Source organism: Burkholderia gladioli, assembly GCF_000959725.1.
Lineage (GTDB): Bacteria > Pseudomonadota > Gammaproteobacteria > Burkholderiales > Burkholderiaceae > Burkholderia > Burkholderia gladioli.
The window spans coordinates 2,567,927-2,580,748 of the sequence record NZ_CP009322.1; the positions used below are offsets into that span (position 1 = coordinate 2,567,927).

Annotated in this window: 12 protein-coding genes; 8 read left to right on the plus strand and 4 right to left on the minus strand. The window is 69.3% G+C overall.

The genetic code is table 11. The annotated features are described in order from the left end of the window. Window positions 1–18: 18 nt before the first annotated feature. Both BM43_RS11475 and BM43_RS11480 read right to left on the minus strand, forming a co-directional pair. Window positions 19–939 (minus strand): ornithine cyclodeaminase family protein, encoded by a 921-nt coding sequence (locus BM43_RS11475; protein WP_036055499.1) that lies wholly within the window; start codon window positions 937–939, stop codon window positions 19–21. Then, entirely contained in the window at window positions 936–1,862 is a 927-nt protein-coding gene (locus BM43_RS11480) for a PhzF family phenazine biosynthesis protein (RefSeq protein ID WP_080741978.1), read from the minus strand. The genes BM43_RS11475 and BM43_RS11480 overlap by 4 nt, the downstream gene beginning before the upstream one ends. A gap of 421 nt (window positions 1,863–2,283) precedes the next feature. Between BM43_RS11480 and BM43_RS11485 the strand changes: the two genes are divergently transcribed. The 4 genes from BM43_RS11485 to BM43_RS11500 all read left to right on the plus strand — a co-directional run bounded on the left by BM43_RS11485 (window position 2,284) and on the right by BM43_RS11500 (window position 7,374). Further along, on the plus strand, window positions 2,284–3,600 hold the full coding sequence (locus BM43_RS11485) for a lipase family protein (protein ID WP_036055498.1): 1,317 nt from the start codon (window positions 2,284–2,286) through the stop codon (window positions 3,598–3,600). Window positions 3,601–3,775: 175 nt separating this feature from the next. Beyond that, on the plus strand, window positions 3,776–4,906 hold the full coding sequence (locus tag BM43_RS11490; RefSeq protein WP_036055497.1) for a 3-deoxy-7-phosphoheptulonate synthase: 1,131 nt from the start codon (window positions 3,776–3,778) through the stop codon (window positions 4,904–4,906). Between the two features lie 256 nt (window positions 4,907–5,162). After that, entirely contained in the window at window positions 5,163–5,993 is an 831-nt protein-coding gene (locus BM43_RS11495) for an AraC family transcriptional regulator (RefSeq protein WP_036055496.1), read from the plus strand. Window positions 5,994–6,267: 274 nt separating this feature from the next. Then, the gene (locus tag BM43_RS11500) at window positions 6,268–7,374 is read left to right on the plus strand and encodes an NADH:flavin oxidoreductase/NADH oxidase (RefSeq protein WP_036055495.1); all 1,107 of its coding nucleotides are present in this window, start codon (window positions 6,268–6,270) and stop codon (window positions 7,372–7,374) included. Window positions 7,375–7,453: 79 nt separating this feature from the next. Here the strand turns inward: BM43_RS11500 and BM43_RS11505 are convergent, their stop codons facing one another. Beyond that, window positions 7,454–7,786 (minus strand): hypothetical protein, encoded by a 333-nt coding sequence (locus BM43_RS11505; protein WP_226284750.1) that lies wholly within the window; start codon window positions 7,784–7,786, stop codon window positions 7,454–7,456. A 72-nt stretch (window positions 7,787–7,858) separates the two neighbouring features. On the opposite strand from BM43_RS11505, the gene BM43_RS11510 reads away from it, so the two are divergent. From BM43_RS11510 to BM43_RS11520, 3 genes are all read left to right on the plus strand, one after another. Beyond that, window positions 7,859–8,428 (plus strand): carboxymuconolactone decarboxylase family protein, encoded by a 570-nt coding sequence (locus tag BM43_RS11510; RefSeq protein WP_013691246.1) that lies wholly within the window; start codon window positions 7,859–7,861, stop codon window positions 8,426–8,428. A gap of 89 nt (window positions 8,429–8,517) precedes the next feature. Then, window positions 8,518–9,189 (plus strand): peroxiredoxin-like family protein, encoded by a 672-nt coding sequence (locus tag BM43_RS11515; RefSeq protein WP_036055493.1) that lies wholly within the window; start codon window positions 8,518–8,520, stop codon window positions 9,187–9,189. A gap of 41 nt (window positions 9,190–9,230) precedes the next feature. Beyond that, a complete protein-coding gene (locus tag BM43_RS11520) occupies window positions 9,231–9,950 on the plus strand; it encodes an SDR family oxidoreductase (protein WP_013691248.1) in 720 nt (239 codons plus the stop codon). Window positions 9,951–9,987: 37 nt separating this feature from the next. Here BM43_RS11520 and BM43_RS11525 read toward each other — a convergent pair whose 3' ends face one another. Then, on the minus strand, window positions 9,988–10,890 hold the full coding sequence (locus tag BM43_RS11525) for a LysR family transcriptional regulator (protein WP_036055492.1): 903 nt from the start codon (window positions 10,888–10,890) through the stop codon (window positions 9,988–9,990). Window positions 10,891–11,859: 969 nt separating this feature from the next. On the opposite strand from BM43_RS11525, the gene gcvA reads away from it, so the two are divergent. Next, window positions 11,860–12,810, plus strand: a complete 951-nt coding sequence (gcvA, locus tag BM43_RS11530; RefSeq protein WP_036040293.1) for a transcriptional regulator GcvA — start codon at window positions 11,860–11,862, stop codon at window positions 12,808–12,810. The last annotated feature ends 12 nt before the right edge of the window (window positions 12,811–12,822 follow it).

The following is a 12,822-nucleotide window of genomic DNA, read 5'->3' on the forward strand; positions in this document are numbered from 1 at the left end:
GGTAGCAAGGCGGCCGGCTCAATGTCCTGAAACGAGCCGCGTGTAGGCGAGACAGGCCACCGCCGCATCCTGCAGCGCGATGCCGACGGCCTTGTAGATGACGATGTCCTCGGCGTCCCCGGCGCGGCGCTCGCCGGCCGCGATCACAGTCGACAGGTCGACCAGCGGCCGGCGCTCGACCAGCTCGCGCGGCGGCAGCAGCAGGTCGCCGGTTTCGAGCGGCGTCTGGCGGGTCCAGTCGACCACCAGCCGCGAGGCGCGTTGCAGCGAGGCATCGTCGATCTCGCGCTGGTCCGGCCGCGTCGCGCCGATGCTGGCGACGAAGGCGCCGGGCCGCAGCCAGTCGCCGCGAAGCACCGGCTCGGATGCGCGCGTGGCGAGCACCACGATGTCCGCCGCGGCGGCTTCGCGCGCCTCGACCACGCGCGTCCCGATCCCGTGGCCGGCGGCGATCTCGTCGGCCAGCGCGCGAGCACTTGCCTCGTCCGGGCTATGGATGCGCAGCTCGCGCAAGCCCGGCCGCGCCGCGAAGGCCAGCGCATGCGCGCGAGCCTGGATGCCGCTGCCGAACAGCCCGAGGCTGGCGCTGCCCGGGCGCGCGAGGTGCTCGGCGGCCAGCAGCGTGGTGGCCGAGGTACGGAAGCCGGTGATCGAATCGCCTTCGAGCAGCGCCACGAGTTCGCCGTCGTCGAGCGAGAACAGCGCGATGTAGAAACGGAAACGGCCGTCGATGGTCGTGTAGAGCTTGCTGGCCGCCAGCCGCGCGGAGCCGAGCATCGCGCTCATCGCGCTGAACTTCAGGTCGGCCAGGCCGATCCGCGCGCGCGGCTGCACGCTGGCGCCGCCGTTCGCCATCTCGAGGTAGGCCCGGCGGATCGCCGCGACCGAGGAAGGGATATCGAGGCAGCCGGCCACCTGGGCATTGGTATAGGTCCTCATGCGCGCGGCTCCAGCGTGGTCGGCTCCACCGCGCCGCTGATCCAGCAGCCCGCCTCGGGATTGCCCGGCTCGCGCAGGGCCACGCCGATGCTCGACGGCCGCCCCATCGCCACGCCCTGGCGGATCGTGATCGCCGTCTCGCCGGCCGGCAGCAGGCCGTGGTGCAGCGCGCCATACAGGCTCGCCGCCGCCGCGATGCCGGTGGCGGCGTCCTCGGGATAACCGGAGCCGCGCGGGAACTGCCGCGCCTGCAGGACCAGCGGCCGGGCCGCTTCGATCGCGAAGGGATAGAGTCCCGTCGATCCGAGCGCGTCGCACAAGGCGCGCACCGCGTCGAGCCTGGGCGCGATCGCATGGAGCCGCTCGACCGAACGGATCGGCACCAGCGTCTTGGTGCGGCTGGTGCGGGCGTTGACGATGCCATGCGGGCCGAGCGCGTCGGCATCGAGGCGCAGCACCTCGCGGATCGCCTCGAGCAGGCCCGCATCCTCGACCGGCTGCACGCTGCCGCGCGGCTGGCTCACGTCGATACGTCGCGCCGCTTCGTCGTAACGCAGCTCGACCACGCCGCTCAGCGTCTCGACGCGGGCCGTCGCGCCGGTCCAGCGGCCGGTCTCGCGCAGCAGCCACATCGCGCCGAGCGTGGCATGCCCGCACATCTCCATCTCGTGCTCGGGCACGAAGAAGCGCAGCCGGCACAGGTTGCGAGGATCCTCAGGCATGCAGACGAAGGCGCTTTCGTGACCATAACGCGCCGCCACCGCCTTCATGGCCTCGGCCGGCAGCGTATCGGCATCGAGCACCACGGGTGCCGGGTTGCCGCCGCCGGCACCGGCCGGGAACACGCTGAGGAAATGCGGCCGCGGATCGCCGCGATCGTTCGCGACGCCCGCCGACGCGAACAGGACTCCAACAAGACTCATGGACTGGCTCCCACGTAAAAGTGGCGCCAGCATGCCGAAGCACAAAAAAACGGTCGCGCCCGATCGGGCCAGGCATCGAGCACGATCGGGCCAGCCGCGCGCCGCGCCTGTCGCGCGGGGGCCGCGCCGCCCCGGCGTTTTCCCTGTGCCGAGCGAGCGGCCCGCTCATTTCACGAATCCGCCGCCGGCTTCGTGCCAGGCGGCCGCGCATCCTCGCGAGCGTTTCAAAAACCTGTTTGGAGCGGGCGCGCGGTTGATTTCCAGGCAGCCCGTCATCCAGAATCCTCGCGACGGGTTCGAGACGCCCGCCCGAGAAGAACCCCATATTCCGGCCAATTCGTTCCCGTTTCGATGCAATCGATCGCTTTGCAGTCCTGTTGAAACTACATAAACGAAACAAACTCACAGAGGGACTTCTCGCATGTCATCCAAACTCTCCCTGGCCGCCGCCGCGGCCGTGTCCTGCCTGCTGGGCCTGGCCGCGTCGCCGGCCAGCGCCGGGCCGGCCACCGTTTCCGATCCGTTCTACACCTATACCGGCAACACGCCCCTGGCATCGATTCCGGCCGGCACGGTGCTCAAGACGCGCGAGGTCACCTATCACGTGGCCGGCATCCCGACCGCGCTGAAGGCCGAGCAATTGCTGTATCGAACCAACAACGCGCAGAACCAGCCGGTGGTCAACGTCACCTCGGTGATCCGCAGCCAGGTCAGCAACGGCCACGCCATCTCCTACCAGTCGGCCTACGACTCGCTGAACCCCTACGACGAACCCTCGCAGGTGATCGCCGGCGATCGCGACATCACCAAGTTCGTCAATCTCGGCACCCTGATCTACAGCGCCGAATCGATCCCGCTCTCGGCGCTGCTGCTGCTCGGCTACAACGTGATCGTGCCCGATACGCAAGGCCAGACCGCCGACTTCGCGGCCGGCCCCGAATACGGCATGACCACGCTCGACTCGATCCGCGCGGCGCTCAATACCTCGTCCACCGGCCTCACGCCCGCGAGCAAGGTGGCGATGATCGGCTATTCCGGCGGCGCGATCGCCACCAACTGGGCCGCGCAACTGGCGCCGAGCTACGCGCCCGACGTCAACAAGCAGCTGGTGGGCGCGGCCGAGGGCGGCGTGCTGGTCGACCCCGCCCACAACCTCAAGTACGTGGACGGCAGCATCGTCTGGGGCGGCGTGGCCGCGGCCGCGCTGGCGGGGCTCTCTAGAGGCTTCGGCTTCGACCTGACGCCCTACCTGAGCGATACCGGCGTGGCCGTGTTCAAGGACATCCAGAGCCAGTCGCTCGCCTACATCCTGCCGAGGTACACGGGCCTGCGCTGGAAGACCCTGTTCAAGCCGCAATACGCGAACGACATCAACAGCATCCCGGTGTACGTGACCTACGCCAACAAGGTGAACGCGGGGCTGGCCCCCTCGCCGACCATCCCGATGTACATCGGCCAGGGCACCATCGGCATCGTGGACGGCACCTTCAGCCTGCAGGTGGGCGACGGCGTGATGCTGGCCCACGACGTGCGCGCCCTGGCGCAGAAGTTCTGCGCGAGCGGCACGCCGGTGGTCCATGTCGAATATCCGCTCGACCATTTCGGCTCGGTCGCGACCTGGGCCGCCGGCATGCTGCCCTGGCTCTACGATCGCTTCGCCGGCAAGCCCGCGCCGAGCACCTGCGCGCTGACGGCCCTGCTGCCGAGCAGCTCGCTGGCGCCGGAAACGCAGCACTGAGCGACGCGGCACGCACGCCGACAACAAAAAAACGCTGTCACCCAGGGGCGATCCGCCGTCGCGGATCGCCTTCTTCATTTTCCGTCACCGTCCCCGTCCGCCCGCTCCGCCGTCACGACCGAATGCCATAATCGAGCCTGCCCGACATTCAAGAAGACGTCCCCGGAGAATTTCCATGCAGAACCTCGACAACCCCTCGCACGACCGCGAGGTCGGCGTCGCCGACGCGACCCAGGACACCACGCGCATCGACGACGTGCGCATCGGCGCGGTGCGCCCGCTGATCTCGCCGGCGCTGCTGCAGGACGAGCTGCCGGTGCCGCAGGCCACGCAAACCCTGGTCGAGGACACCCGCAAGGCGATCAGCGACATCCTGCACGGCCGCGACGACCGCCTGCTGCTGGTGGTGGGCCCCTGCTCGATCCACGATCACGACCAGGCGCTCGACTACGCGCGCCGCCTGAAGGCCGCCGCCGACACGCTGAAGGACGAGCTGCTGATCACCATGCGCGTCTACTTCGAGAAGCCGCGCACCACGGTGGGCTGGAAGGGCTACATCAACGATCCGCGCCTGGACGGCAGCTTCCGCATCAACGAAGGGCTGCGCGCGGCGCGCCACCTGCTGCTCGACATCAACGCGCTGGGCCTGCCGGCCGCCACCGAGTTCCTCGACCTGCTGAGCCCGCAGTACATCGCCGACCTGATCGCGTGGGGCGCGATCGGCGCGCGCACCACCGAGAGCCAGAGCCATCGCCAGCTCGCCTCGGGCCTGAGCTGCCCGATCGGCTTCAAGAACGGCACCGACGGCGGCGTGCAGGTGGCCTCGGACGCGATCGTGGCCGCGGCCTCCAGGCATGCCTTCATGGGGATGACGAAGATGGGCATGGCCGCGATCTTCGAGACGCGCGGCAACGACGACGCGCACGTGATCCTGCGCGGCGGCAAGAACGGCCCGAACTACGACGCCGAACACGTCGAGGCCTGCTGCGCGGTGCTGCGCAAGGCCGGCCTGCGCGAACAGGTGATGGTGGACTGCTCGCACGCGAACTCGAACAAGTCGCACGAGCGGCAGATCGAGGTCGCGCAGGACCTGGCGGGGCAGCTCGCGCGGGGCGAGCAGCGCATCGTCGGCGTGATGGTCGAGAGCCATCTGGAGGCCGGGCGCCAGGACCTGAAGCCGGGCGTGCCGCTCAAGCGCGGCGTGTCGATCACCGACGCCTGCCTGAGCTGGGCGCAAACCGAGCCGGTGCTGGAAGTGCTGGCCGATGCCGTGCGCCGGCGGCGCGCGCATTCGCGCCAGGCCTGAGCGCGGAGGCGGCGGCATGGCGCGGCGGTAGTCGGACGAATCGGCTGCCGCTGGCGCGCTCGCGGTTGCCTGCCGCCGGCCGGCGAGCACCGCGCCGCCAGCCGGCGGCAGGCAGCGGCAAGCAGCGCACCGCCCTGAATTTCGACGCCGGCGCGACGCGCCTTATACTGGCCGCTCGATCCGCGTGCCGGCCCCCGCCGCGCGAAGCATCGCATGGCGTGCGCCGCGCCTGGTCCGGCGCGTCAGGAATCGCATCATGAAGCACTATCCCACCGCCTCCCGTCATCTCTCGGACGACCGCGTCGCCGACGTCCGGCACGTATCGGTCGGCGGCTATCGCACCGAGCCGCACGCGCACGACGAGGAATACATGTTCCTGCTGCCGCGCGCCGGCCAGTTGATCCTCAATGTCGAATCAAACGCGGCGCCGCTGCGCGTCGCGCCGAAATCCTTCGTGGTGGTCCCGCCGCATCGCCTGCACGACACCCACGGCTACCGGCCCCAGCAGGAACACGTGGCGGTCTACGTGGCCCGCGATTTCGTGGCCCATTGCGAGCGCAAGGCGCGGCGCGCGCTGTCCTGCGCGCGGATCTCGGTCTGGTCCGCGCCGCTGCCGCTGCTCGACGCCGTGCGCGTGGCCGCCGGCACCGGCCAGGCCGGCGGCGGCGGCGAGCTGGCCGCCTATCGCGCCGAGCTGGCCGCCCAGATGGCGGCGGCCGCCTGCGTGGAAGCCGGCCTCGCCTCGGCGCCGCTGCCGCCCGGCAGCGCCGACGCGCATCGCGAGCTGGTGCGCGACATCCTTGCCTTCCTCGACGCGACGCTCGACCAGCCGGTCGGGCTCGACCGCATCGCCTACGAGTTCGGGCTGTCGCGCCGCACGCTCACGCGCATCTTCCGCGACACGACCGGCGAATCGGTGGTCGACTACCAGTCGCGCCGACGCGTCGAGCAGGCGCGGGCGCTGCTGCGCGCGCCCAACATGACGGTGGTGGCCGCGGCCGCCGCGGTCGGGCTGGAGTCGCCCTCCTACCTGGCCCGGCTGTTCCGGAAACACGGCTACGCGCCGCCGCGCCGCATCAAGGGTTGAACGCCCGCTTCCCCCGCCGCCCTCGCCGTTTCCTTCAGACGAAATCGCCGCCCGGCGCGGCATCCGTCGCTATTAGCCACGTTTATCGATTCGATAATCGGCAGATAGTTTTCATTATGGCGGCCGCCCTTTAGACTCCGTGAAAACCCTGATCCGCGCGCCGTTCGATCCGGCGCGCTTCGTTTGGACGTGTCCCGCGGTTTCGGCGCGACGCCTCGGCAGACCGATGGCGAAGCCGGCCGCGCTAACCGTCACCTGACCGAGAGGCAAGAGCATGACCGCTTTGTTTACCCCGTTCCGCCTGAAGGACGTCGAGCTGCGCAACCGCATCGCGGTGCCGCCGATGTGCCAGTACAGCGCCGTCGACGGCTTCGTCAACGACTGGCACCTGGCGCACTACACGAGCCTGGCGCGCGGCGGCGCCGGCCTGGTGATCGTCGAGGCCACCGCGGTGTCGCCGGAAGGCCGCATCACGCCGGGCTGCACGGGCCTCTGGGACGATGCGCAGATCACCGGGCTGGCGCGCATCGCAGCCGCGATCAAGGCGGCCGGCGCGGTGCCGGGCATCCAGATCGCGCATGCGGGCCGCAAGGCGAGCGCGAACCGTCCCTGGGAAGGCGACGACCATATCGCCAACGACGCGCCGGGCGGCTGGCAGACCATTTCGCCGTCGGCCTCGGCCTTCGGCAAGCACCTGCCGAAGGTGCCGCAGGCCATGACGCACGAGGACATCGCGCGCGTGCGCGGCGATTTCGCGGCCGCGGCGCGCCGGGCCCGCGAGGCGGGTTTCGAATGGCTGGAGCTGCACTTCGCGCATGGCTACCTGGCGCAGAGCTTCTTCTCGCCGCACGCGAACCAGCGCAGCGACGAATACGGCGGCGACTGGACGCGACGCAGCCGCTTCCTGCTGGAAACGCTGGCCGACGTGCGCGCGGCATGGCCGGAGAACCTGCCTCTGACGGCGCGCTTCGGCGTGATCGAATACGACGGCGACGATGCGGCCACGCTCGATGCGTCGATTCGCCTGGCGGGCGACCTGAAGCGCGGTGGGCTCGACATGCTGAGCGTCAGCGTGGGCTTCTCGACGCCCGACGCGCAGATTCCCTGGGGCCCGGGCTTCCTCGCGCCGATCGCGGCGCAGGTCAAGCAGGCAACCGGGCTGCCGGTCGCCTCGGCCTGGGGCATCGACGATCCGAAGGTGGCCAATCGCACCGTCGAACAAGGCCAGCTCGACCTGGTGATGGTCGGGCGCGCGCACCTGGCCGATCCGCACTGGCCGTATTTCGCGGCCAAGAAGCTGGGCGTGGAGCGGCCCTCGTGGGTACTGCCGGCGCCGTATGCGCATTGGCTGGAGCGTTACGCGGTGGCGACGGGGGATTGAGCGGGCTGGATCGCTTCGGCGGCCGGGATGGCGGAAATATCTTCGCTGCCGTCCCGACCGCCGTCGTGCGCCGCGGCGATCACGATCGCCGCTTTTTCGGCCAGGAACCCACCACCACCGGCGCCGGCAATTGATCGACCGCCGGCGCCTCGATGTCGCGCGCGTGGATCAGCTCGCTATCCTGCTCGGTGATCGCCGGATAGGCCTTGCGCGAGTGGAACAGCTCGACGCGTCGCGGATCGCGCTGCAGATCGAGGTTCAGCGAGAAGGTGTCGAGCTGCGTCGTGCCGGTGATTTCCTTGTCGGGAATCAGCGCGTAGTCGACCGAACCATCGGCATGGCAGGAAACGACACCTCTCGAAACACGCGGGCGCCGCCCCGCCCCATTCCCCCCGGGAATGACTCCTATCACCGCCACCCGTCTTCTTCGCCCGCCCCCGCGCTCGCATCATTCGCTCACCAACCCACCCAACAGGAGCGAATCATGAGCCACTTCCCCGCCTACACCATCGACACCGCCCCGGCCGCTTCCAGGGCCACGCTCGAAGCCACGAAAAAGGCCTTCGGCTTCCTGCCTAACCTGCAGGCGCACATGGCCGAATCCCCCGAACTGCTGGCCGGCTATTCCGCGCTCTGGGACCTGTTCTCGAAGAGCACGCTGACGCCGCAGGAGCAGCAGGTGGTCTACCTCAGCGCGAACTTCGAGAACGACTGCCACTACTGCATGGCGGGCCACAGCACACTGGCGAAGATGGTCGGCATGACGCCCGAATCGATCGCCGCGCTGCGTGCCGGCACCGCCCTGCCCGAGGCGAAGCTGGAGGCGCTGCACCGCTTCGCCACGCTGGTGGTGCGCGAGCGCGGCTTCGTGCCCGAGGCCGACGTCGAAGCCTTCCTGGCCGCCGGCTACACGCGCCAGAACGTGCTCGAGGTGATCCTCGGCGTGGCCACCAAGGTGATGAGCAACTACACGAACCATGTGGTGCACACCGAATACGACGCCTTCATGAAGGGCAACGAGTGGACCAAGCCCGCCCAGGCCGTCGCCGCGTGAGCCGCGAAAAACCATGTAGCAGCCGGCGCACGCAACAGGCAGGCCGCGCCGGCCGACGCGCTCTTTCGATCATTCCCCAGGAGTCCATCATGTCCCTGCAACAGAAACTCGACGCCTTCAAGGCAGACTTCCGCGCCGGCAAGCCGCCCTACAACGCGCCCGCGGAAATCCACCCGATCATGGAGCGCGCCACCGCCGAGCTGATCGCCAGCGGCCAGGCCGGCCGCGCGGTCCAGGCCGGCGATCGCGCGCCGCAATTCACGCTGCGCGACCAGGACGGCAAGCTGGTGTCCTCGGCCGACTTGCTGGCCCAGGGCCCGCTGGTCATCACCTTCTATCGCGGCGTCTGGTGCCCTTACTGCAACCTCGAGCTGCAGGCGCTCGACGCGGCGCTGCCGCAACTGCGCGAATACGGCGCGCGGCTGGTCGCGATCTCGCCGCAGACGCCGGTCAACAGCCGCAAGTCGGTGCGCGACAACCAGCTCGACTTCCCGGTGCTGAGCGACCCGAAGGGCGAGGTCGGCGCCGCCTTCGGCCTGCGCTTCGCACTGCCCGACTATCTCGTCGAGCTCTACAGGAAGCTGAAGAACGACCTGCCGGTGACCAACGACGATCCGTCATGGACGCTGCCGATGCCGGCGCGCTACGTGATCGGCCAGGATGGCGTGGTGCTCTACTCGGAGGTCAATCCCGACTACACGCGTCGTCCCGAGCCGGAAGACCTGTTCCCGGTGCTGGAACGCGCCCGCGCCGCACGCTAAACGCCTATCCTCCCTACATCCCTCACCACTGGAGCCGATTCATGTCACAACGCAGCTTCCTCGTCACCGGCGCCTCGAAGGGCATCGGCCTCGCGTTGAGCCGGCGCCTCGCGCGGGCCGGCCATCGCGTGGTCGGGCTGGCGCGCGGCCAGGCGGCCGATTTCCCCGGCGAACTGATCAGCGTCGATCTCGGCGACGCCGGCGCGACCGATGCCGCGCTGCGCGCGCTGCTCGCGCGCCAGGCCTTCGACGGCGTGGTCAACAACGTGGGGCTGGTGAAGCCGCAGCGGCTCGGCGCGGTCGAGCTCGCGACGCTCGACGAGGTGTTCTCGGTCAACCTGCATCCCGCCGTGCAGACCGTGCAGGCGCTGCTTCCGGGCATGCGCGAGCGCGGCTGGGGGCGGGTGGTCAACGTGTCGAGCCTGACGATCCTCGGCATCGCCGAGCGCACCGCCTACGCGGCGGCCAAGGCGGCCCTGGTCAGCTTCGCGCGCTCCTGGGCGCTCGAGTTGGCCGATACGGGCATCACCGTGAACGCGGTGGCGCCGGGGCCGACCGAGACGGAACTGTTCCGCGCCAACAACCCGCCCGGCAGCGAGGGCGAGCGCCGCTACCTGTCGGGCGTGCCGATGGGCCGCTTCGGCCAAGCCGACGAGATCGCGGCGGCGATCGCCTTCCTGCTGTCCGAGGATGCCGGCTTCATCACCGGCCAGACGCTGTTCGTCGACGGCGGCGCCTCGATCGGCCGGCGCGCGTTCTAGGCGGCGCAGGGAGTCGCGGGGCCGGCTGCGCCGCCGTTCAGCGCGGCGCGACCGGCTCGCCGGCCAGCACTTCCTCGACGAAGGCCACGAAGGCCCGCGCCTTCGAGGTCACCAGCCGGCCCGAGGGAAACACCGCCCAGAGGTCCACCGGCGGCAGCGCCCAATCCGTCAGCACCGCGCGCACGGTGCCGTTCGCCAGCTCGGGCCCGAACATCCATTCCGACGCCACCGCCAGCCCCATGTGGGCGAGCACGGCGGTGCGCATGCCCTCGGCCGCGCTAACCCGCACGCGCCCCGACACGGCCACCGTCACCTCGGTGCCGTCGCGCCGGAACGACCAGGATTCGCCGCCGCCGCGCTGCGAGTAGACGATCGCCTGGTGACGGCTCAGCTCGGCCGGCGTGAGCGGCGTGCCGGCCTCGGCCAGGTACTCGGGCGTGGCCACCACCAGCCGCCGGCTGCTGGCGATCGGATGCGCCGTCATCGAGGAATCGTCGAGCCGCCCCATGCGCAGCGCCACGTCCACGCCTTCTTCCAGCAGGTCGATCGCGCGGTCGTCGAGGATGATGTCGAGCTGCAGGTCGGGATGGCGGTCGACGAAGGTCTTGAGCGCGGGCAGCACGTGCAGCCGCGCGAAGGTCACGGCGGCGCCCACCCGCAGCCGGCCCGACAGCCCCGCCGACGATTCGCGCACCGCCTGCTCGGCCTGGTCGGCCTCCTCGATGGCGAGCCGCGCATGTTCGTAGAAACGCTGGCCGGCGTCGGTCGGCGTCAGGCCGCGCGTCGAGCGCAGCAGCAGCCTCGCGCCCAGATGGGCCTCGAGCTGGGCGACGGACTTCGAGACGGCGGGCTGCCCGAGCTTCAGGCGCCGCGCGGCGGCCGAGAACGAGCCCGCCTCGACCACCGCCACAAAGGTTTCCATCGCTGCCATGCGGTCCATCGTCCCTTCCCCCAATGATTCGAGCCGATGCATCGGCGCCGGGCAGCAGTCTAGCGCGCGTGGGCCGCAGGAAGATATCGCCCGGCTCCCGGCCCACGCGATCGCATGCCGTCGCGCCCCGGTATTTGTCGAGCGCGCGGCGGCCGGCTTATGCCGATTTCGTCAGCGAGGCAGTTCCGGCCAGGACGATGCCGCGCCGCCTGGACCAATCAAGGCAACGCACCGTCCAATCCATTTCATCAGTCGCCGAATTAAAGGAAAATCACCTATGCAGTTGGAATCAAAATCAAATAAATCGAAGGAAAGTCCATCCGCTTAAATCGCGCGCACGCCCGCCGGGCGCGCTCGCACGGATTGCCGGCAAGCCGCGGCGACGGCCGCCCGGCCGGGAACGGTTCCTGAGCCAGACTCATCCCAGCCCCTTTTCAAACCTGCTATTCCTGACAGTGCCGGAACGGCGGGATACCCGACTGATCTCATCAAGTCAGCTATCAAATTGATGTAGATACTGCAATTGGTGTTTATAATCCCAGAATAATTTTTCATTTAGTTGAGCAATTGCCGGAATTGCACCGAGATTTATTCATGCAACGTCAACAAAGCGGCCGTTAGACTCGTCTGCGCATGTCGAGCGACATGCATGCATGAGGCGCAGTCATCCCGCAGGCGAGTCTTCGGATCCGAAACCGCCGCGCGATTTTCGAACCAACGGCCGCGTTTGCTGACTTAAATGTATGGACGGATGGCGTTCGCGCCGCGGGCTTCGGCGGGGTTCCGAAGCCGGGCCGGGCGGCGTCGGCGGGTCGGGAGAGCGGCCCGCGAGGCGCCAGGCAGGATGCCCGGGCCGGATTCGGCCCGGCGGCGGCCGTGACGAAACCGGTGCATCATCGTTGTCAGATTAGTAAGCCGGCGGCCCGAGCGCGCCGGCACTAGGCGAGAGCAATCAACTTACGTCAGAGTCAGAGCCACATGTCGAGCCCGAACAAATACTCCGCGCTGCCGTCCTTGCGGGCCCTACGCTACTTCGTGAGCGTAGGCCGGCACCGCAGCATCAAGACGGCCGCCGAGGAAATCCACGTCACGCCCTCGGCGATCAGCCAGCAGATCGTCAAGCTCGAGGAAGAACTGGGCGTCAGCCTGCTGCAACGTTCGCCGCGCGGCATCGACATCACCCCGCACGGCATCCGCTACCTGCAGGAGCTGCAGCAGGTGTTCGACCTGATCCTGCGCGCCACGGACCGCCTGCGCAGCAACGCCAACCATACCGACATCGTCACGGTCAGCTGCGCGCACAGCTTCGCGATGCAATGGCTGGTGCCGCGCCTGTCGGAGCTCGCGCGCGTGGCGCCCGGCGTCGACCTGCGCATCAGCACCACCAACCGCTACGCGGCCTTCGTCGACGACCAGATCGATTTCGCGGTGCGCCACGGCGCGGGCCGCTACCAGGGCCTCAAGTCCGAGCTGCTGCTCGACGATCCGCTCTACCCGATCTGCAACCCGCGCCTGATCGAGCAGGCCGGGCCGTTCCAGTCCTTCCAGGACCTCGGCCGCGTCACCCTGCTGCACGACGAGCGGCACAAGGAATGGCTGGCCTGGCTCGACCGCTACCAGGTGGGCGGCGTGCGCGGCGATCGCGGCACCATGTTCATCGACTCGAACGGCGTGATCCACGCGGCGCTGGCCTGCCACGGCGTGGCGCTGGCCCGCAAGTCGATCATCGCCTCGGAGCTGGCCGACGGGCGCCTGACAATCCTGTTCGACGCACCGATCACCCCCGAATACGCCTACTACCTGGTCTACCCGGAGCAGACGCTCGACAACCCGAGCGCGCGCGTGTTCCGCCAATGGCTGATGGAAGCGGTGAAGAATCCGCGCCCCGCCGAGCAGCCGGTGGTCCAGCTCAGCGCCGCGGCCGACTGAGGCCGCCGGCAC